The sequence below is a fragment of the Priestia abyssalis genome, from assembly GCF_002019595.1.
In the GTDB taxonomy this organism is placed as follows: Bacteria; Bacillota; Bacilli; order Bacillales; family Bacillaceae_H; genus Bacillus_BA; species Bacillus_BA abyssalis.
This window is the reverse complement of record NZ_KV917369.1, coordinates 4,405,894-4,425,755: the sequence shown is the minus strand read 5'-3', so window position 1 is coordinate 4,425,755 and position 19,862 is coordinate 4,405,894. Positions and strand designations below refer to the sequence as shown.

Below are 19,862 nucleotides of genomic sequence, written 5' to 3'. Positions count from 1 at the left end.
TGTATAAAATATCGTAAGCGTTTACAGAAGGAGGAGGGATTTTTAGAAAAAATGTAGAAGGTATACCGGGGGATAGGAGAAAAATGTGGAAGGGGATGCCGTTTTGCGAAAAATATTGATTGCGAACCGAGGGGAAATTGCGTTACGAATCATTAAAACGTGCCAAGTATTAGGAATTGAAACGGTTGCCATTTATTCTGATGCAGATGCGAGTATGCCTTATGTAAGAGAGGCGACAAAGGCTGTGCGAATCGGAGAGTCGCCTGTACAGAAGTCATATTTAAAAGGTGATGAGGTTTTAGCAGTAGCTAAAGCAGAAGGGGTAGATGCCATTCATCCGGGGTACGGATTCTTATCGGAGAATAGCGCTTTTGCTAAAGCGGCGGCAGAACAAGGAATTTCGTTTATCGGACCGTCACATGAAATAATCGCTTTGATGGGAGACAAGGTAGCTGCAAGGACAACTATGCAAAAGGCAAATGTTCCGGTTGTTCCTGGAAGTGAAAATGGAGTGGCGAGCGTAGAGGAGGCATGCGAATTCGCTGCATCCATTGGCTATCCGGTTATGTTAAAAGCAAGCGGCGGCGGAGGAGGAATCGGTATGCAACTTTGCTTTAAAGAAGAAGAGTTGAAAAAGGCATACACTTCCACTAAATCACGTGCGAAAGCCTATTTTGGGAATGATGAATTATTTATTGAAAAATATATTGCAAATGCGAGGCATATTGAAGTCCAAATTTTTGGTGATACAAAAGGGAATGTCATTCATTTATTTGAAAGGGATTGCTCTGTCCAGCGCAGAAATCAGAAGGTGATCGAAGAAACACCGTCTCCTTTTTTATCAGAGGAGGTCCGGGAGCAGATTTGCCAAACTGCGGTTGATGCCGCTAAAGCGGTCGGTTACTATAATGCGGGTACAGTGGAGTTCATTGTAGATGAGCAGGAACGATTTTATTTTTTGGAAATGAATACGCGACTGCAGGTGGAACATCCTGTGACAGAAGAAATGACAGGAATTGATTTAGTGAAGTGGCAAATTCTCGTTGCTGACGGCCAACCTTTGCCGTTAAAACAAGAAGAAATCAGACGTCAAAAGCATGCACTTGAATTTCGTATTTATGCGGAGGATCCAGTTACGTTCCTGCCTTCGCCTGGAATCATTAGCTCCATTGAATGGCATGAAGCAGATGGCGTTCGGATCGATAACGGCTATAGCGCTAATACAACTGTGACTCCGTACTATGATCCAATGATTGCGAAAGTCATTGTGAGCGGAAAAAATCGCATGGAAGCTATCAAAACGGCGCAGCAATTTTTTGAACGGTCTTCCATTGAAGGGATTAAAACGAACCTTCCATTGTTTAAACGAGTGTTGCAAGAGGAAGAGTTTAAAGCGGGGAATTATACGACAGCTTATTTGTCTACAGTTTTAACCAAAAATTAATAAAGGAGAGAAAACCGATGAAGGAGATTACAGCAAGTATGGCCGGTACGGTATTGAATATTCTTATAAAGGAAGGAGAGGAAATTACAGCTGGTCAAACAGTGGCAGTATTGGAATCCATGAAAATGGAAATACCAGTCGACAGCACTTTTTCCGGGAAAGTAGGAGAAGTGAAAGTGGCAGTAGGCGATTTTGTGAATGAAGGAGATTCTTTGCTTACAGTTGAATGATCATTTCTGTGGAATAAGGGGGATGGATATGATACATACAAACACGATGCAAGAACAATATAATCAAAAACGAAGAAAAGTAGAAGCTGGAGGGCAGCCCAAATACCACGAGAAGTTAAAAGAGCAAAATAAATTGTTTGTCCGAGATCGATTGGCGCTTTTATTTGATAGTGGAGAGTATGTAGAGGATGGGAAGTTCGCCAATAATATGGCAGATGATTTGCCGGCTGACGGGGTTGTTACAGCAATCGGAAAGATAAATGGGGAAACGGTTTGTGTAATGGCGAATGATTCGACCGTCAAAGCCGGATCGTGGGGAGCGCGGACGGTTGAAAAAATTATCCGCATTCAAGAAACGGCCGAAAAGCTGAAAGTACCGCTTCTTTACTTGGTAGACTCCGCGGGTGCGCGTATTACAGACCAACTTGAGATGTTTCCTAATCGCCGGGGAGCAGGTCGCATCTTTTACAATCAGGTGAAATTATCAGGGGTGATTCCGCAAATTTGCCTTCTCTTCGGGCCATCAGCAGCTGGCGGAGCTTATATTCCGGCATTTTGTGACATTGTAGTAATGGTAGAGGGGAACGCTTCTATGTATTTGGGTTCGCCCCGCATGGCAGAGAAAGTCATTGGTGAAAAGGTAACCCTTGAAGAGATGGGAGGGGCTAGAATGCACTGCAGCGTCAGCGGCTGCGGAGATGTACTTGTGCAGAAAGAAGAAGAGGCGATTGCTGAAGCCCGACGCTATTTGAAATATTTCCCGCAAAACTTCACTGAGCGGCCGAAAGAGTGTGACCCGGTTTTACCCAAAAAAGGGCGGCCTTTAGTGGACATTATCCCTGAGAACCAAAATGTTCCGTTTGATATGTATGAAGCGATTGATTCCCTGATTGATGAGGGGAGCTTTTTTGAAATCAAGAAGCTGTTTGCTTCCGAATTAGTGACAGGGTTAGCGAGAATGAACGGAAAAGCGGTGGGAATTATTGCTAATCAGCCAAAATCGAAAGGCGGCGTGCTTTTCGTGGATTCTGCCGATAAAGGGGCGAAATTCATCCAGCTTTGTGATGCATTCCATATCCCCCTCCTGTTTCTTTCTGATGTACCTGGATTCATGATTGGAACAAAGGTAGAGAGAGCGGGTATTATCCGTCACGGTGCAAAATTGATTGCAGCGATGAGTTCGGCAACCGTCCCCAAAATTTCGGTCATTGTGCGGAAAGCATATGGGGCAGGGCTTTATGCAATGGCTGGCCCGGCATTTGAACCAGACTGCTGCATTGCTCTTCCGACAGCTCAAATTGCGGTGATGGGCCCTGAGGCTGCAGTAAATGCGGTATATTCAAATAAAATCAATGCAATTGAAGATCCAAAAGAGCGCGCAGCGTTTGTACAAGAGAAACAAAAGGAGTATAAGGAACATATCGATATTTATAAATTGGCTTCCGAACTTATTGTAGATGACATTGTTCCCGCAAACGAGCTCCGAGCCGCTCTTATAGACCGTTTACACTATTACGATTCAAAAGAAGTGGTATTCAGTGTTCGAAAACACCCTGTGTATCCAGTGTAATCAAAAGGAATCGCCTTAAATGTTTAGGTTTATGTAAAAGGGACCGTCAGCGAAAAATCGTCGTATTAACGGATTTACGTGATGATCCATTTTGCAAGGGGGTGGCCGAAAAGGGATTATTTCCTCTTTCGGCCACCCCCTTCCTTTATAAACATCATATTTTTTGTTAAAATATTGAGAAGAAATTCGCATCAGAGGTAGAAAAAATGAAAAAAATTGGAATTATTGGCGGGGGATCCGTCGGCTTATTGTTTTCTTCCTATTTAGCGGAATGTTTTGATGTTACCCTCTATACAAGGACGGAAGAGCAAGCAGAAGCAGTGAGACGAGAAGGAGTAATAAGAGTCGTTGGAGAAATGAAACGAGAAACGCCGGTACAGGCACGAACTTTATCCGAAGGAATGGCCAACGAGGATTTGATTATTGTAGCCGTTAAACAATATCATCTTGAGAACATACTATCCATTTTTAAGAATGAAATCAAGGATGATATTCCCGTTTTATTTGTCCAAAATGGGATGGGACATATACATAAAATAGAAAAGTCTGCACATAAACATGTCTTTTTGGGAATTGTAGAGCATGGAGCTTTAAAAACTTCCCTCAATGAAATCCATCATACGGGGGCAGGCGTAACGAACATTGCATGTTATAGAGGAAACAGTTCTTCTATCAATAGATTGTTCGAGAAGCCGATCGAATCGTTTCCTTTTATGCAGCAGAACGACTGGTATGAGATGTTGATCAATAAGTTGATTGTCAACTCGTGCATTAATCCGCTTACGGCCCTTTATAGGGTAACTAACGGACAATTGATTCATAATCCTTTTTATCACGAGAATTTAAAGATAGTGTTTAGTGAAATCATAAAAGCTCTTCGTATAACAGATGGTTCAGCATATTGGGCAAAAGTCATTCACATATGCCGTCAAACTACTTTAAATCGCTCTTCTATGCTTCGGGATATTGAAGAGGGAAGAGAAACGGAAGTGGACGCCATTTTGGGATATGTCCTGCAAGAGGCTGAAACGAGCCTCACAGCGATGCCTTCTGTCCATTTTTTATATAAATCAATAAAGGGCCTGGAAAAAGCGGGAGAGGGGCAATTCAATGGGTAGTGTATTAGCGGGGATTACGGCTACGTTTGTTACGATACCCGTTCTGTCATTTTTGATCAGTTACATGATTTTGCGAAAGGTAACCAAAAATAAAAGAAAATCCTTTCATATTTCAACGGACATTATGACGTTATTTTTAATCTTGTCTGTAAACTACTTGGCTTTGGTCATCTGGGGAGAATCATTTTTATGGCTTATTGCCCTTTTGCTGCTTGTCATCGCTATGATAACAGTATTCCTTCAATGGAAGGTCCAGCAGGATGTTCAACTGAAGAAAGTGGTAAAAGGGTTTTGGCGTATAAGTTTTCTATTGTTTTTTATAGGGCATATTGGATTGACCATTTATGGTTTGGTTTTTCGGATTTATTCTTTGTAAGTCGTGTTACTAGACGGCAGGCAAATCAATATGGATAATGAAGCTATATGTTTTGGCTAATAAGGAAGTGGGGTTGTGCGTTCGGAACCGTATGAATGACTTATTAGTGGAGTCAGGAGTGTGCCGCTGCAAAGGCCAAATTTTAATTAATAAATAGAGTTGAAGAAAGGGAGTTCTTTCATGGAAATCAAGGATATCTCGTTTCCATCGGCAAATCCGCTGCTTGAAGGGTATAAGCGAGGAGAAGATGAGGTAATGTCATTTTTTCATTACAACATCCATGACAAAAAGATGTACCAACAGCGAGCTGACGATTTAGCCCAATTTAGTTATCCACGTGAGGAGCTTGCGGCCTACTTGGCTGCTTATAATGAAAAATATGATGCTGACGAGCGGACAATGAGCAACATCTCCAAGTTAAAAAATCATCGTTCTGTTGTTGTTGTGGGTGGACAGCAGGCGGGTATTTTGACGGGACCTATGTATACTGTCAACAAGGTGTTATCCATCTTGAAATTTGCCAAACAGCAAGAGGAAAAATTAAATGTTCCTGTCATACCTATTTTTTGGATAGCGGGAGAAGATCATGATTTTGCAGAGATTAATCATGTATTCGTAGAAAAAGAAGGAACGCTTGTCAAGCAGGCTGTTCCTCAAAAGGTACTGGAGAAAAAGATGGCCTCGGATATAGTGATTGATAAGCAGACCTGTCAAAAGTGGATTCAGGATGTTTTTCAAACTTTTGGGGAAACAGACCATTCCAAAGAGGTATTGGATTTTACTCTTGAAGGCCTGGAATCTTCGCATACATATGCAGACTTCTTTGCTAAATTGACAATGAAGCTTTTCGCCGGAACGGGCCTCGTTTTGATGGACTCTGCTTCACCCGAGCTTCGTAAAATTGAAGGATCTTTCTTTATGCAGCTGATTGAGGAAAATGAACAGCTCTCCCAAGCAGTTCTTGAGCAGCAGCGCATTGTGGAACAGTTGCACCCGCGTGCTATTCAAGTTGATGAACAAACAGCCCATTTGTTTTATTACGACAATAGTGAACGAATTTTGCTTGAAAGGCGAGCAGGCCGATTTGAGGGCAAAACCAATGAAGTGGTATTAACAAAGGAAGAATTGCTTCATATCGCAAGAACATCACCGGAGCTTTTGAGCAACAACGTAGTAACAAGACCGTTGATGCAGGAGTTTTTACTTCCGACTTTAGCGTTTATTGCGGGACCAGGGGAAGTGGCTTACTGGGCGGAGTTGAAACAGGCATTTGAATTGTTTAGATTTAAAATGCCGCCTATCGTGCCGCGTCTTTCATATGCCATTGTAGAACGCGATGTTCAGCGCAATATAAAAGATTTAGAATTAACGGTTGAGCATGTATTGCGAAAAGGTGTAAAAGAAGAGAAAGAAAAGTGGCTTCAGGAACATGTGAAGTATCCGTACGATGATTATTTTGAAAAGGCCAAACAAGAGCTGGAAACTATTCATCGAACTTTGCGTAATAATGTACTGAGTGAAGACGAAACGTTTAAAGAAGTTCTAGAAAAAAATCGCAATATCTTACAAAACCAATTGAATATTGTTAGAAAAATCGTCGAATCGAAACAGGTGACCAAACATAAAGTGACAATTAAGAAATTTGACGATATTGAACAGGCATTATTACCGATAGGTTCGCCTCAAGAGCGGATATGGAATATTTTTTATTTTCTGAATAAATACGGTGCAGATTTCGTCTCGCGGTTATCGAATCTCGACGTCGAATTCAATCATAATATAAAGGTCGTTTATCCATAGGAAGTCCTGCCTTTTGGCAGGACTTCTTTATATAGAGGGAGAATAGGAAAAAAATAGAAAACAATCAACTTTATTATTAGTAGTTGAATCCTGCATTTTCATCATCCTTTCTTCTCACACAATTCACACATTCCATTCCGCTTATGTCACCATCCAGCTATTCTAATCGGTCAACAAAAAACTGAAAAATAGATGCCTGTAAATGAGAAGCAATTTATGACAAAAAGTCGAGATTCTTTGTAGAAATTGCTGAAAAAATGTTGAAGTTTGATATATAATAAAAAGGCAGTCTATTTTGTTTGATTTACGGAAAAATTGACCGTTAGTATAAAAGCGATTTGCTATCACTCGAAAATGATTATTAACATTAACTATCTATATGGATTCGTGTAGGAGAAAGAAGTAGGTGCCAACATGTTTAAGCATACCACAGTGCTTTTAAAAGAAGCGGCAGAAGGATTGAATATTGGTCCAGATGGGATGTATGTCGATTGCACCCTAGGGGGAGCCGGCCATAGTGAATATATTGTACAAAAGCTCTCCTCAAAGGGGAGATTGATTGCATTTGATCAAGATGAAACAGCAATTGAAAACGCAAAAGTTAAACTAAGTCCCTATATGGAACGAATAACCATCATTAAAAGTAATTTTAAACATTTGAAAGAAAAACTTGCTGAGCATGGAATTGATTACGTAGACGGTGTTTTATTTGACTTGGGAGTTTCTTCTCCTCAATTGGATACCCCTGAAAGAGGATTCAGCTATCATCATGATGCGCCTCTTGACATGCGGATGGATCTTCATGCTCCATTAACGGCTTATGATGTAGTCAACGAATGGCCTTATGAGCAGCTAGTAAGGATTTTCTTTCAATACGGTGAAGAAAAGTTCTCCAAACAAATCGCACGTAAAATCGAAACATACCGGGAACAAAAGCCGATTGAAACAACGCTTGAGCTGGTCGATTTAATAAAAGATGCCATTCCGGCACCAGCAAGACGTACCGGCGGACATCCTGCCAAACGGGTGTTTCAAGCAATACGGATTGCGGTAAATGATGAGTTGCAAGTATTTGAGGATACGCTCGGTCAGGCAATGGAAGTCATTAAACCAGGCGGACGAGTAAGTGTGATCACTTTCCATTCACTCGAAGATCGCATATGTAAAGTGGCTTTTAAGAATGCGAGTACGCCGCCGCCGCTGCCTCCTGGAATTCCAATTATTCCGGATGAATTTAAACCGAAGTTTAAATTGATTACAAGAAAGCCAATTTTACCTTCTGATGAAGAGTTGGAAGAGAACAATCGTGCACGTTCGGCAAAGTTGCGGATTATAGAAAAATTGTAAAAGTATGAGTTCAACAAGGAGGACAAAAAGGACCGAGAAGTTCAAGGAAGCGCCGCTTTGAGCAACGGAGCGTATATTATGAATACGTGAGTAGCGGAAAAGCAAGCTGACGCCGAAATTCGATGGTCATTTTTCCCGGACTTGTTGAACATCATCTAAAAACGGGATAGTCGAAAAGGAGGAGAACTGTATGGGGAACTTAGCATATCAAGTAAGAGAGAAACAAAATGAACAACAAAAACAAGTTCAAAAGGTACGCAAGAAGAAAAAATTTCGCTTTTCCGTAGGAGAAAAAGTGTTATATGCAGGTTTTTTCATCGGGGTGGTTTTCGGTTCGGTTCAAATCGTTTCCAACCAGGTGAGTCTATATGATGTAAATGCAGACATTCAAGCGCTTGAATCTAAAATTAGTTCTCAAGAGCGAGCAAATAATGAACTTAAGCTGCAAGTAGTAGAATTGAGCACATATGAGCGTATTTGGGCAAAAGCAAAAGAGCTTGGATTGGATTTGAACGAAAATAACGTTAAAGTGGTTCAGGATTGAGTGTATGCTGGTAAATAAGAAAAACACAAGTAGAGGAGCAGCAGTATTAATTTTAATATTTGCTACCCTCTTTTTTACATTGACTGCCCGCTTTTTTTACATCCAAGCTACCGGAAAAGCGGAAGGACAGACATTAGCTGCTATTGCCCAAAAAAAACATACGCGGCAAACCGTGATAGAAGGAAAACGGGGATCGATATATGATCGCACGGGAGAGGCCATCGCTCATGATACAGGAGCCTATACCGTTGTAGCGATTTTGGATCCGTCTCAAACGAAAGATCCTAAAAAGCCGCTGCACGTTGCCAATCCTAGCAAAACAGCAAAAAAACTCGCGCCGCTGCTCAATATGGAAGAAAGTAAGCTTGAAGAGTTAATGTCTAAAAAAGGGCGTGTTCAAGTAGAGCTTGGTCCTGGGGGAAGGGATATCAGTAATACAACAAAAAGGAAAATTGAAGAGTTAAAACTTCCAGGCATCACCTTCATTCAAGATTCCAAACGCTTTTATCCAAATGGCGTATTCGCTTCTCACATTATCGGATATGCACAAAAAAATGATGAAGGAAAAACGATAGGGAAAATGGGAGTTGAAGAGCTCTTTAATAAAGAGTTGACAGAAACAGACGGCTATATGAAGTATCAGAGTGCACGAAACGGCTTGAAACTTCCAGATCCAAAAGAGTCGATCGTGCCTCCCAAAGATGGCGATGACGTTTATTTAACAATCGATAAGACGATTCAAACATTTTTAGAAGACGCTATGAACCGGGCAGTCAAGGAGTATAATCCGAAAAAAGTAATAGGGATTGTAGCCAATCCAAAAACAGGAGAAATCTTGGCAATGAGTAATCGGCCAAGTTTTAATCCTAACGTCCGAAATATTAATAACTTCGTAAATGATGCCATTGGCTATCGATTTGAGCCGGGTTCTACAATGAAGATTTTTACTTTAGCTGCTGCTATTGAAGAAGGGGTATATAACGGAAATGAATATTTTAAATCGGGTGCTTATAAAATAGCAGATCGCACAATTAGGGATCATAATAAATCCGGTTGGGGAACAATTACCTTTAATGAGGGGATTCAGCGTTCATCCAATGTAGCGATCGCTATATTAGCAAATGATAAATTAGGCCCGGATCGCTTATTGCAGTACTACAATCGTTTTGGTTTTAACCAGCCAACAGGTATCGATATCCCTGGAGAAACAACTAGTAATATTCTATATCAATATCCAGTAGAAAAAGTTACAACAGCATTTGGGCAAGGCTCGACGTTTACGCCAATCCAACAAGTGCAAGCGGCTACGGCTATCGCGAACAAAGGAAAGATGATGAAGCCTTACGTGATTAAAAAAGTGGTGGATTCAACGACAGGTAAAGCAAAGGTCGAGAAAAAGCCTGAAGTGGCAGGTGAGCCAATTTCACCAGAAACTGCGGATAAAGTACTGGATATTTTAGAAACAGTCGTCACTTCTCCCAATGGCACTGGTAAACCGTATGATATTGAGGGGTACCAAGTAGCCGGAAAAACAGGAACAGCACAAATTCCTAATCCAAAAGGGGGAGGGTATTTGTATGGACACGGCAATAATACGTTTTCTTTTTTAGGAATGGCGCCAAAGGATAATCCCTCTTTAATAGTTTACGTGGCGGTTCAACAACCAAAGCTGACGATGCAAGAAACAGGTTCCGCTCCTGTGTCGCTCATTTTCAATTCCGTCATGAAAAATAGCTTGCAATACTTGAACATTCAACCGGAAGAAGAAAAACCCCCTGTTGTGAAGAAAACAAAATACGGGGTAGAAATGGGATCATATGCAGGGAAATCGACCGAGTCGGCTGCAGCCAGCCTTAAAGAAAAAGGGTTCGTTCCAGTGATTGTCGGAAAAGGAGATAAGGTGGAAGCACAGTCTCCAGCCGCTGCAGAAAGAGTCATGAAAGGTGAGAGAGTATTCTTAAAAACGAATGGAGAAGCTGTCATTCCAGATTTGACGAATTGGTCTTATCGCGATGTTCTGCGTTTAAGTGAGTTTTTATCTCTTGAGCCAAGTGCTTTAGGGACGGGATATGTCGTAAAACAAAATATTGCTTCGGGATCGCCTATAAAAAAAGGGGATTATTTAATCGTTGAATTGAAGTCACCAAAACAATTGATTAAGAATCCGGAAGAGGAAGAAAAAAAGGAAAAGCTAAAGGAAAAAGAAGCGAAGGAGGCAGAAAAACGCCCGCTCGATCAGTAAGTTCTATCTCGATGGGTACAAGCATATATTGGAACGAGCCGTAATGAAGGGGGTTCGGAAAATATGCGTGTCTCAACGGTTACTGTTCGCAAGCGCCTAACGTTCGTTCTGCTTGCTGGGATACTGATTTTTTCTATTATTGATGTCAGACTTGGATATGTTCAATTTGTGCTTGGTGACATGTTAACAGAGAAGGCGAAAGGTTCATGGAGTCGGAATTTACCTTTCGAGCCGGAACGGGGCGAAATATTAGATCGTAACGGAGTGCCGCTTGCTACGAATAAAAGTGCCCCTACAGTGTGGGTTATGCCAAGGCAGATTGAAGATCCGGTTAAGACGGCAGAAAAGCTTGCCGCTATTTTGGATATGCCGAAAGAAAAGGCGTATAAGCATATAACAAAAAAAGTGTCAATCGAGCGTATTCCAGAAGGACGCAAAATTACGAATGAAAAAGCAAATGAGATTCATGCGCTTGGTTTAAAAGGGGTTTACATCGGTGAGGATTCCAAAAGACACTATCCTTTTGGAAGCTATTTATCCCATGTGTTAGGATTTACGGGCATCGATAACCAAGGTTTAATGGGACTAGAAGCCTATTATGATCAGCAGCTAAGCGGTGATAGAGGGTTCGTCAAGCTTTACTCAGATGCGAAAGGCAAGAAAATGCCCGATATTGCTGATGATTATACAGCCCCTGTAGACGGACTCAATTTGCAACTGACGATTGACTCTCGCGTTCAAACGATTGTAGAACGGGAATTGGATATTGCCCAAGCGACGTATAACCCGGATGGAATCATTGCAATTGCGATGAACCCAAACACTGGAGAAATATTGGCGATGTCAAGCCGTCCCGACTTCGATCCTGCTGATTACAAAAACGTCGATCCCATTGTCTATAATCGGAACTTGCCTGTTTGGAGCGCGTATGAGCCCGGATCGACATTTAAAATCATTACGCTTGCTGCCTCTTTAGAAGAAAAAAAGGTTGATTTATTAAAAGATCAATTTTATGATGATGGAGCGGCAGAAGTAGCAGGAGCGAGACTACGCTGCTGGAAAAAGGGAGGACATGGGCACCAAAACTTTTTGGAAGTTGTCCAAAACTCCTGTAACCCCGGTTTCGTTGAACTTGGGGAACGGTTAGGAAAAGATAAGCTTTTTCAATATATTCGTGACTTTGGCTTCGGTCAAAAAACGGGCATCGATTTGCAAGGTGAAGGAAAAGGGATTTTATTCTCATTAGATCGTGTAGGCCCTGTTGAACAAGCGACGACAGCGTTTGGGCAAGGGGTAGCGGTGACACCAATCCAACAAGTGGCGGCGGTTGCGGCAGCGGTCAATGGAGGAACGCTGTATCAGCCTTATATTGCCAAAGAATGGGTAGACCCTATAACCGGTGATGTGATAAGCAAACAAGCACCGATTGCAAAGAAAAAGGTCATTTCGGAAGAAACATCTAAACAAGTCCGCTTCGCACTCGAAAGTGTTGTTGCGCAAGGGTCTGGAAAAGGGGCATTCGTTGATGGCTATCGGGTTGGAGGAAAAACTGGTACCGCTCAAAAGGCGAAAGACGGAAGATATTTAGAAAACAATCATATTGTTTCATTTATTGGGTTTGCTCCTGCCGATAAGCCTGAACTTGTTGTCTATATTGCGGTTGATAACCCGAAGGGGACGGTTCAATTCGGTGGAGTTGTAGCTGCTCCAATAGTTGGGAAAATTATGGAAGACGCTTTGCCTGTTCTTGGAGTAAAGCCGAGGGAAGGACAAATTGAAAAAGAATTAACATGGCTTGATACTCCTCTTGTAAAAGTGCCTGATTTCACAGGTCTTTCCTCAAAGGAATTACAACAGCAATTGTTGAATTTAAAACTCGATCTCAGCGGAAATGGGGAAAAGGTCGTAAGTCAATCACCATCTCCTGGAACAAAAGTAAAAGAAGGTTCCACAATAAGGGTATACATGGGGGAGTCTTAGTCAGAGAATAATAAAGCAAAGGCTTCCACGAATATAGCGGGGTGTCTCTTACAGGACAAAAGTGCCTCTTGCCTTAATGCTAATGTTGTTTTAATATGAAGCTTTAGCTGAGTTAACCGGGCTCTGATGGGAGGAGTCTCGCTTGGAAAAGTGGGTCTTACCGCCTGTTATAGCGGGATAAAGCCTTGGGGGAATTCCCCCGTGGCTTCTTTTTCTGTAAAATGGAGTTTATATATGAATCCACGTAACGAATGGGACATGAGTAAAGAGCGTCTATGTTCCATTCGTTACGCATAAGCGGCCGGCAAGCTCCCTTGCGGGTTCTTGCCGGTCGCTTATAAGAGAGAACCCCGAAAGTCAATTCAAGATGAAAGAACAGAAAAGGAAGTAGGGGAAAAAGACAGTAACATTAAAAAATTAAAGTGGACTCATATAAAGGAAACTTCCATCAGTGGCGGTTTTCTTTCATCCCCTACTGATGGTTAGTCGAGCTTATCGGGCTTTTACGGGCAGTTATCCCCTGCTTAAGCTTCTCCGAGGTAAAGAACGAAGACTAAAAACGCGATGTCAATCTCCACGTCTTCGCTAGCACATCCTGTGCGTCGGAATTGGGGGCCTTACTGCCTGTTAATGCGGGATAAAGTAAACTAGAGAGGATCGATTTAAATATGGATTTACGAACATTATTGTCTTATTTGCACGACTTTACAGCGGTGCCGGAAGAAGATATATCTATTACTTCCATTGAAATGGATTCACGTGAAGTCAAACCGGGTTCTCTTTTTATTTGCGTTGAAGGATATACAGTGGATGGGCATGATTTTGCTGGAATGGCGGTTGAAAAAGGGGCGGTTGCTGTTTTGTCTCAAAAACCGCTTTCACTGGAAGTTCCTGTTATCATTGTTAAAGACACAAAAAGAGCCATGGCGGTATTAGCCGATGCTTTTTATGGCCAACCTACTCATAAGATGCACTTAATTGGGGTAACAGGCACAAACGGAAAAACGACCACGACACATTTGATGGAAAAAGTATTCCAGGCAGCCAACCAGAAGACAGGTTTAATCGGAACGATTCAAATCCGTATCGGCGATCAGACATTTGATGTGAAAAATACGACTCCTGAATCGTTGACGCTGCAAAAAACCTTTTATCAAATGGTAGAAGCAAATGTAGATACGGCTGTAATGGAAGTATCTTCCCATGCCCTTGATTTAGGGAGAGTTCATGGATGTGATTTTGATGTTGCTGTGTTCACAAACCTAACTCAAGACCATCTTGATTATCATCACACAATGGAAGATTATCGCAGAGCCAAAGGTCTGCTGTTCGCTCAGCTTGGCAACAGCTATCATCATCAAAAACCGAAATTTGCCGTATTAAATTCGGATGATGCCTCTACACGGGAATTCATCAAAAATACGGCAGCAACAGTCATTACATATGGAATCGATCAAGAAAGTGATGTTATGGCAAAGAACATTACAATGACGAACTCAGGTACGACTTTTGATTTGGTGACTCCAAATGAAACGAAAAAAGTAAAAATGAAACTAATTGGGAAGTTCAGTGTATATAATGTACTAGCCGCTACTGCCGCATGTTTAGTTTCTGGTATCCCTCTTTCGCTCATTGTCGAAGAAATGGCTCAAATTGAAGGAGTCGCCGGCCGTTTTGAAGTGGTAGACGAAGGGCAGGATTTTACGGTTATCGTTGATTATGCCCATACGCCAGATAGTTTGGAAAATGTCTTAAAAACGGTTAAACAATTTGCAAAAGGAAATATATATGTTATTGTTGGGTGCGGCGGAGACCGCGACCGTACAAAGCGGCCGATTATGGCACAAATTGCGGCAATGTACAGCACGACTGCCATCTTTACATCGGATAACCCGCGCAGTGAAGATCCAAATCAAATCTTAGAAGATATGACGAAAGACTTAAAGGCGGCCAATTACCTTTGCATCGTTGACCGGAAAGAAGCCATTGCACATGCCATAAAAGAAGCAAAAGCGGATGATGTCATTTTAATTGCCGGAAAAGGTCATGAAACGTATCAAATTATCGGAAGTGAAGTGCTGGATTTCGATGATCGTGAAACAGCACGTAATTTAATTAGGGAGCGTAATTCGTAATGCATACAAACAGACAGTTTATTCTTCTTCATATGGAGGGTACCTTTAACAAAGGCCGAAAGGAGGGAATAGTATGCTAGAGCAAGTAATTTTATTTACGATGGCGTTGGCGTTTTTGATTTCCGTCTTGCTTTCCCCTATTTTTATTCCCTTCTTAAGAAGATTAAAATTCGGTCAAAGCATTCGAGAAGAAGGTCCGAAATCCCATCAGAAAAAATCGGGAACACCGACGATGGGAGGAATCATGATTCTTCTTTCCATTATCGTTACTACACTGGTGATGACGAATAAGTATCTGGAACCGACCATTGAAACGTACCTTTTATTATTTGTGACTCTTGGTTTTGGTTTATTAGGATTTTTGGATGATTTTATTAAAGTGGTTTTAAAGCGTAACTTGGGCCTAACATCAAAACAAAAATTTCTTGGGCAAGTACTCATTTCCATCATCTTTTATTTAGTGGCACAGCAACATGAATTTTCAACAGTCGTTTCCATTCCCGGAACGGATTTTTCCATTGACTTGGGTTGGTCCTATGTCATCTTTTTGATTATTTGGCTGGTAGGATTTTCTAACGCCGTCAATTTGACGGATGGATTGGACGGACTTGTTTCGGGGACGAGTGCAGTCGCATTTGGGGCGTTTGCCGTATTGGCATGGAATTATTCACAATTTGATGTCGCCATTTTTTCTGTGGCAGTGGTCGGTGCGGTATTAGGGTTTTTAGTGTTTAATGCCCATCCGGCAAAAGTCTTTATGGGAGACACCGGTTCCCTTGCCTTGGGCGGTGCGATTGCTACAATTGCAGTTTTAATGAAGCTTGAAATTTTACTTATTTTAATTGGCGGTGTCTTCGTTATTGAGACCTTATCTGTTATCATCCAAGTCATTTCATTTAAAACAACAGGAAAACGTGTATTTAAAATGAGCCCGCTTCATCACCATTATGAGTTAAGCGGATGGTCTGAATGGCGAGTGGTCGTTACGTTTTGGGCAGTAGGATTATTATTTGCGATGCTTGGAATTTATGTTGAGGTGTGGATCTAATTGAAAACAGCAAACAGTTATCAAAATAAAAATGTATTGATTTTAGGATTGGCCAAAAGCGGTTCTGCTGCCGCGAAGCTTGTTCATGAATTGGGCGCTAACGTAATCGTGAACGATCAAAAGCCTTATGAAGAAAATGAAGCAGCGAGGGAATTAGAAAAGATCGGAATCAAAGTCGTATGTGGAAGTCACCCGTTAGAATTGCTGGAAGGCATTCATGTCATCATCAAAAATCCCGGAATTCCGTATTCGAATCCATTATTGGCAGCAGCTGCTAAACGCGGGTTGCCCATCATAACAGAAGTGGAGCTTGCTTACCAAATCAGTAAAGCACCTTTTATCGGTATTACGGGGAGTAACGGGAAAACGACGACAACTACCCTGGTCTTTAAAATGTTGGAGGAAAGCAGGAAGAATCCATTAATTGCAGGTAATATTGGCACGGTTGCCTGCGAAGTTGCCCAATCTGCAGAGGCTGACCAAGTGATTGTAACGGAACTGTCTTCTTTTCAGTTAATGGGAATTGAATCGTTTCGGCCTAAAATTGCAGCATTGTTGAATCTTTTTGAAGCGCATTTAGATTACCACGGGACAAAAGAAGAATACGCAAAAGCCAAAGCAAATATCTTCAAAAATCAAACAGAAGATGATTATGCAGTCGTCAACGCAGACGATGAACTCGTAATGAAACTGGCGGGACAATATAAAGGAAAGCTTATTCCATTTTCATCCACCAAGCAGTTATCGGCAGGAGCCTGCGTAAAAAATAACCATGTATGTTTTAATGATGAGCCTATCATGAAGGTGGAAGAAATCGTCCTTCCAGGTAAGCATAATTTAGAAAATATTCTAGCTGCTATTGCGATTGTAAAATTGTATGGGGCTTCAAATGAAGCTATTCATAAAGTACTGACTACTTTTACGGGTGTAAAGCACCGTGTGCAATTTGTTGGAGAAGTGAACGGTCGAAAATTTTATAATGACTCGAAAGCAACCAATATACTCGCCACGAAAGTAGCGCTTTCCGCTTTTTCTCAGCCGCTCATTTTGCTTGCAGGCGGATTGGATCGCGGTAATGAATTCGATGATTTAATATCGTCGCTCAAAGGTGTAAAAGCGGTTATCACCTTTGGACAAACCGCGGAGAAAATTGAAAGAGCAGCACGTGAGGCGGGAATACAATTCGTTAAACGTGTCGATAATGTTGAACAGGCAGTTCCTGCAGCGCATGAATTATCCAAAGCCGGAGACGTCATCTTGTTATCGCCGGCCTGCGCGAGCTGGGATCAATTCAAAACTTTTGAAGAACGTGGTGACATGTTTATTCAAGCGGTGCATAAGCTTAAGTAAGGGCTTGTCTGTTTGAACGAGGAGAGGAGTTAGATAAAGAGTTTGCACATTTTACGTCCAGCATATGTGTCATTCTTTTTCTAACTCTTTTTTCAAACACCCTAATTTATAGAAGCTAGAGGTGGATCACATTGTCGACAAAAAGGTCTGCTCCCGATTTTATCCTTGTATTGCTCACTCTTTCGTTGCTCACAATAGGCCTTATTATGGTTTACAGTGCAAGTGCGGTATGGGCTACATATAAGTTTGACGATTCGTTTTTCTTTGCCAAACGACAAATGTTATTTGCGGGACTCGGGATCATTGCGATGTTTGTTATTATGAATATCGATTATTGGACATGGAGAACATGGGCAAAAGTTATTCTTATTGTTTGTTTTGTATTGCTTGTTCTCGTGTTAATCCCTGGGGTAGGTCTTGTCCGAAACGGATCCCAAAGCTGGATTGGAGTCGGAGCTTTTTCCATCCAACCGTCAGAATTTATGAAATTTGCCATGATTGCATTTCTTGCTAAATTTTTGTCTGAGAATCAGAAAAAAATTACTTCCTTTAAACAAGGTCTTGTACCATCGTTATCCATTGTCTTTTTAGCATTTGGAATTATTATGCTGCAACCGGATCTAGGGACAGGAACGGTGATGGTCGGAACGTGTGTGGTCATGATTTTTGTAGCGGGAGCGCGGGTCAGTCATTTTATGTGGTTTGGAGTGGCGGGAGCGGCGGGATTTGTTGCCCTTGTATTATCTGCTCCATATCGTATAAAGCGAATTACGTCGTTTTTAAATCCGTGGGAAGATCCTTTGGGCAGCGGGTTTCAAATCATTCAATCCTTGTACGCAATCGGACCCGGCGGTTTATTGGGGCTAGGTCTGGGGCAAAGCCGGCAAAAGTTTTTTTATTTACCTGAGCCGCAGACAGATTTCATATTTGCCATTTTGGCAGAAGAGCTGGGCTTTATTGGAGGATCACTTGTTTTGCTGTTGTTTGGCTTATTGCTTTGGAGAGGCGTCAGGATTGCTCTTGGAGCCCCTGATTTATATGGAAGCTTTTTAGCGATTGGGATCATTTCTATGATTGCGATTCAAGTCATGATTAATATCGGGGTTGTCACAGGTCTTATGCCGGTTACGGGAATCACGCTTCCGTTTCTCAGCTACGGCGGATCCTCTTTAACCCTTATGCTGGCAGGTGTCGGGGTGTTATTAAATGTTAGCAGATATGCTCGCTATTAATGGATGAGGCATGTATAATAAAAAGTGATAAAAGAGGTTGTTAGAACTTCTTGGAGAGCAATCAAATAAACTGATCTGAAAAGAACGTTACATTAAAATTTTATGTTGTGTACAAACTCATCCAAACAGATCTTTTCAGGAGGATGTTCCGACAGTCTGCCTTTTAGACTGCCGGAACATCCTCTTTAAATGTAAACAAAATGTAACTTAAAGATGATTGAATGAATATGTATTTGTGATATGATGTGAGAAGTCGAATTGAACGAGGTGGATTATGATGAAAGTTTTAGTAAGCGGCGGCGGTACAGGGGGGCATATTTATCCAGCCCTTGCCCTTATTAATGAAATTAAAAAGTATCATAGAGAAGTAGAGTTTTTATATGTCGGTACGGAAAAAGGCTTGGAAAGTACCATTGTTAAAAGAGCGGATATCCCATTCAAATCGGTTGAAATTTCCGGGTTTAAACGTAAGCTTTCCATGGATAATGTGAAGACTATTATCAACTTTTTGAAAGCGGTCCAAATGAGTAAACAATATATCCGTGAGTTTAAACCTGATATAGTCATCGGAACGGGAGGATATGTATGCGGACCTGTCGTGTATGCGGCTCATAAAATGAAAATTCCTACCATTATCCATGAACAAAACAGCGTACCGGGGTTGACCAATAAATTTTTAAGCAAATATGTTGATAAGGTTGCCATTTGTTTTGAGCAGGCAGCTGCTTATTTTCCGGAGGAAAAGGTCGTTTTAACGGGTAACCCGAGAGCCTCTGAAGTTCTTTACCAAGACGGAAACAGAGGAAAGGAATCGGTTGGTTTGACGAAAGGAAAAAAGGCTGTGCTCATAGTGGGAGGTAGCCGGGGAGCCAAGCCGATTAATGAAGCTTTTTTGGAAATATTGGGAAAAGTTGGCGGGAAAGATTATGAGTTTTTATATATCACAGGAGACGTACATTATGATAAAGTGTTGGAGGAGGTCCGAAAGGTTGGCAACCCTGAGAATGTTATTATTAAACCTTTCGTCCACAACATGCCCGAAGTGTTGGCCGGCGTTGACTTAATTGTAGCCCGAGCAGGAGCGACAACCCTTGCGGAAATTACGGCGCTTGGTCTTCCAAGTATTTTAATTCCGAGCCCGTATGTTACAAATAACCATCAAGAAAAAAATGCTCGAGCACTGAGCGATAAAGATGCGGCTATCCTATGTTTAGAGCAGGAATTGAACGGGGAAGAGCTATTACATAACATCGATCGCATTTTAACCAATTCACAGTTATTGCAAGAAATGAAGCAGGCATCGAAACGCCTGGGAATTCCAGATGCTGCTAATCGTTTATATAAAGTGATGATCGACTTAGTGAAATAAAGTAGCACCTAAGCTAGGCTTTGGTTCATATGATAAAGAAACAACATCAAGAATAACGTACGAACATGTAGGAGGAT

15 protein-coding genes are annotated in these 19,862 nt (G+C 41.6%); all 15 read left to right on the top strand.

The genetic code is table 11. The features are described 5' to 3' along the window. Window positions 1-103: 103 nt before the first annotated feature. A complete protein-coding gene (locus BK575_RS21050) occupies window positions 104-1,444 on the top strand; it encodes an acetyl-CoA carboxylase biotin carboxylase subunit (RefSeq protein WP_078414904.1) in 1,341 nt (446 codons plus the stop codon). Between the two features lie 17 nt (window positions 1,445-1,461). Beyond that, window positions 1,462-1,674 carry a biotin/lipoyl-containing protein gene (locus BK575_RS21045; protein WP_078413481.1) on the top strand — a complete coding sequence of 71 codons (213 nt, stop codon included), beginning with the start codon at window positions 1,462-1,464 and terminating at the stop codon, window positions 1,672-1,674. 28 nt (window positions 1,675-1,702) lie between these two features. Continuing rightward, the gene (locus BK575_RS21040) at window positions 1,703-3,244 is read left to right on the top strand and encodes an acyl-CoA carboxylase subunit beta (RefSeq protein ID WP_078413479.1); all 1,542 of its coding nucleotides are present in this window, start codon (window positions 1,703-1,705) and stop codon (window positions 3,242-3,244) included. A 206-nt stretch (window positions 3,245-3,450) separates the two neighbouring features. Beyond that, window positions 3,451-4,362 carry a 2-dehydropantoate 2-reductase gene (locus BK575_RS21035; protein WP_078413477.1) on the top strand — a complete coding sequence of 304 codons (912 nt, stop codon included), beginning with the start codon at window positions 3,451-3,453 and terminating at the stop codon, window positions 4,360-4,362. Then, window positions 4,355-4,738 (top strand): DUF3397 domain-containing protein, encoded by a 384-nt coding sequence (locus tag BK575_RS21030; RefSeq protein WP_078413475.1) that lies wholly within the window; start codon window positions 4,355-4,357, stop codon window positions 4,736-4,738. The genes BK575_RS21035 and BK575_RS21030 overlap by 8 nt, the downstream gene beginning before the upstream one ends. A 180-nt stretch (window positions 4,739-4,918) precedes the next feature. Beyond that, entirely contained in the window at window positions 4,919-6,538 is a 1,620-nt protein-coding gene (gene bshC, locus BK575_RS21025) for a bacillithiol biosynthesis cysteine-adding enzyme BshC (protein ID WP_078413473.1), read from the top strand. Window positions 6,539-6,952: 414 nt separating this feature from the next. Continuing rightward, on the top strand, window positions 6,953-7,885 hold the full coding sequence (rsmH, locus tag BK575_RS21020; protein ID WP_078413471.1) for a 16S rRNA (cytosine(1402)-N(4))-methyltransferase RsmH: 933 nt from the start codon (window positions 6,953-6,955) through the stop codon (window positions 7,883-7,885). Window positions 7,886-8,075: 190 nt separating this feature from the next. Then, window positions 8,076-8,429 carry a cell division protein FtsL gene (gene ftsL / locus BK575_RS21015; protein WP_078413469.1) on the top strand — a complete coding sequence of 118 codons (354 nt, stop codon included), beginning with the start codon at window positions 8,076-8,078 and terminating at the stop codon, window positions 8,427-8,429. A gap of 4 nt (window positions 8,430-8,433) precedes the next feature. Then, window positions 8,434-10,671, top strand: a complete 2,238-nt coding sequence (locus tag BK575_RS21010) for a penicillin-binding protein (protein WP_078413467.1) — start codon at window positions 8,434-8,436, stop codon at window positions 10,669-10,671. A 63-nt stretch (window positions 10,672-10,734) separates the two neighbouring features. Beyond that, the gene (locus BK575_RS21005; RefSeq protein ID WP_078413465.1) at window positions 10,735-12,651 is read left to right on the top strand and encodes a stage V sporulation protein D; all 1,917 of its coding nucleotides are present in this window, start codon (window positions 10,735-10,737) and stop codon (window positions 12,649-12,651) included. 668 nt (window positions 12,652-13,319) lie between these two features. Continuing rightward, window positions 13,320-14,786: a UDP-N-acetylmuramoyl-L-alanyl-D-glutamate--2,6-diaminopimelate ligase gene (locus tag BK575_RS21000; RefSeq protein WP_078413463.1), complete on the top strand. Its 1,467-nt coding sequence runs from the start codon at window positions 13,320-13,322 to the stop codon at window positions 14,784-14,786. A gap of 73 nt (window positions 14,787-14,859) precedes the next feature. Further along, window positions 14,860-15,834: a phospho-N-acetylmuramoyl-pentapeptide-transferase gene (gene mraY, locus BK575_RS20995; protein WP_078413461.1), complete on the top strand. Its 975-nt coding sequence runs from the start codon at window positions 14,860-14,862 to the stop codon at window positions 15,832-15,834. Then, window positions 15,835-17,184, top strand: a complete 1,350-nt coding sequence (gene murD, locus BK575_RS20990; RefSeq protein WP_078413459.1) for a UDP-N-acetylmuramoyl-L-alanine--D-glutamate ligase — start codon at window positions 15,835-15,837, stop codon at window positions 17,182-17,184. A 131-nt stretch (window positions 17,185-17,315) separates the two neighbouring features. Next, complete coding sequence (gene spoVE / locus BK575_RS20985) at window positions 17,316-18,416, top strand: stage V sporulation protein E (protein WP_078413457.1); 1,101 nt, start codon at window positions 17,316-17,318, stop codon at window positions 18,414-18,416. A 277-nt stretch (window positions 18,417-18,693) separates the two neighbouring features. After that, window positions 18,694-19,785, top strand: a complete 1,092-nt coding sequence (murG, locus tag BK575_RS20980; RefSeq protein WP_078413455.1) for an undecaprenyldiphospho-muramoylpentapeptide beta-N-acetylglucosaminyltransferase — start codon at window positions 18,694-18,696, stop codon at window positions 19,783-19,785. Window positions 19,786-19,862 lie beyond the last annotated feature (77 nt).

Coding starts and splice junctions, on each gene's coding strand:
- BK575_RS21005 (WP_078413465.1), top strand. CDS start 10,735: ATGCGTGTCTCAACGGTTACTGTTCGCAAGCGCCTAACGTTCGTTCTG.
- bshC (WP_078413473.1), top strand. CDS start 4,919: ATGGAAATCAAGGATATCTCGTTTCCATCGGCAAATCCGCTGCTTGAA.
- mraY (WP_078413461.1), top strand. CDS start 14,860: ATGCTAGAGCAAGTAATTTTATTTACGATGGCGTTGGCGTTTTTGATT.
- rsmH (WP_078413471.1), top strand. CDS start 6,953: ATGTTTAAGCATACCACAGTGCTTTTAAAAGAAGCGGCAGAAGGATTG.
- ftsL (WP_078413469.1), top strand. CDS start 8,076: ATGGGGAACTTAGCATATCAAGTAAGAGAGAAACAAAATGAACAACAA.
- murG (WP_078413455.1), top strand. CDS start 18,694: ATGAAAGTTTTAGTAAGCGGCGGCGGTACAGGGGGGCATATTTATCCA.
- BK575_RS21030 (WP_078413475.1), top strand. CDS start 4,355: ATGGGTAGTGTATTAGCGGGGATTACGGCTACGTTTGTTACGATACCC.
- BK575_RS21010 (WP_078413467.1), top strand. CDS start 8,434: ATGCTGGTAAATAAGAAAAACACAAGTAGAGGAGCAGCAGTATTAATT.
- BK575_RS21000 (WP_078413463.1), top strand. CDS start 13,320: ATGGATTTACGAACATTATTGTCTTATTTGCACGACTTTACAGCGGTG.
- BK575_RS21035 (WP_078413477.1), top strand. CDS start 3,451: ATGAAAAAAATTGGAATTATTGGCGGGGGATCCGTCGGCTTATTGTTT.
- BK575_RS21040 (WP_078413479.1), top strand. CDS start 1,703: ATGATACATACAAACACGATGCAAGAACAATATAATCAAAAACGAAGA.
- BK575_RS21045 (WP_078413481.1), top strand. CDS start 1,462: ATGAAGGAGATTACAGCAAGTATGGCCGGTACGGTATTGAATATTCTT.